2 protein-coding genes are annotated in these 934 nt (G+C 60.5%); both read right to left on the bottom strand.

Going from position 1 to position 934, the window contains the following annotated elements; translation table 11 throughout:
• Positions 1 to 151: SOS response-associated peptidase family protein (locus RSO01_RS50250; protein WP_174826005.1), on the bottom strand; the 151-nt coding region annotated here is incomplete at its 3' end.
• Positions 148 to 600 carry an SOS response-associated peptidase gene (locus RSO01_RS46890; protein ID WP_170303907.1) on the bottom strand — a complete coding sequence of 151 codons (453 nt, stop codon included), beginning with the start codon at positions 598 to 600 and terminating at the stop codon, positions 148 to 150. The genes RSO01_RS50250 and RSO01_RS46890, both read right to left, overlap by 4 nt.
• Positions 601 to 934 lie beyond the last annotated feature (334 nt).

The following is a 934-nucleotide window of genomic DNA, read 5'->3' as shown; positions in this document are numbered from 1 at the left end:
CCCAGATGTCGATTGCACCGCCGTAGGGTCTCATCATCTCGGCAGCCAGCTCCGGCGGTCCGCGCATCCAGTCCTCGAACTGGTTCTCTTCCAAAACAACCGGCATGCGGGCGTGATACTTGGCCGTGCTAGGTGTCGGTGAGGTGGTCACAATCGAGAAGCTGGCTCTTTTCCGTCACCCTTCCAGACATCCCAGACGCCAGCGAAGGCGAAAGGCTTGGCCACTGGTTGGAAGTGATGCGGCTTCTTCGTCTTGGCGTCGATTTTCTGCCACTCGTACCAGCCGCTCGCCGGCACGAGGCAGCGGCGCTTTTTGAATGGCTCGCGATACGTCGGAGCAGTCTGGATCCGATCGTCACGGGCGTTGATCGTGCTGTAAGGCTGCTTCCCGAGTTGGTCCGGCTTCAGCCAGAACGGCACCAGGCCCCAGCGAGCCATGATCAGCTCTCGGCCGTTACCGGATGGCCGGATGATCGGCATGACGTGGGTCGGCGCCACATTGTAACTGGGCCTCAGTTCTTTGGGCTCGTCCGGCAACGTCAGCCGATAGAGCTCGACGATCTGCGACCAGGTGAGAAGATGGGTGTAACGTCCGCACATAAGGCATGACGTGGCAGCCGATTGCGGCAAAGGCAAGCCACTGGCCCGCCCCTGCTTGCAATACTGCGAGTGCGCGCCATGCCCGTGCAAACAACACGCACGACACAATTTTCCCGGTCCGTAACACCTCAGCGATACAGCGGCCCGGCACGATAAACACGGTAGCGGGCTGGTTGGAATCCTTGGGGACCAACCTCGGTACCAAGATCAGGCATCGCTCGTGTGGGTCATACACCCATGCGAGGCCCGCTCCCTCCTTCTCTAAGCAGTCACTGCAGCTCGATGCGGTGCCACTCAAACCGGAACGAGAGGGCCAAGATGGTCAATCCCACCT

The organism is Reyranella soli, assembly GCF_007992495.1.
Taxonomy (GTDB): Bacteria; Pseudomonadota; Alphaproteobacteria; order Reyranellales; family Reyranellaceae; genus Reyranella; species Reyranella soli.
This window is presented reverse-complemented; position numbering and strand designations above follow the sequence as displayed.

Excerpts from the sequence above, each read along its gene's own strand:
- RSO01_RS46890 (WP_170303907.1), bottom strand. The coding sequence starts at position 600 with ATGTGCGGACGTTACACCCATCTTCTCACCTGGTCGCAGATCGTCGAG.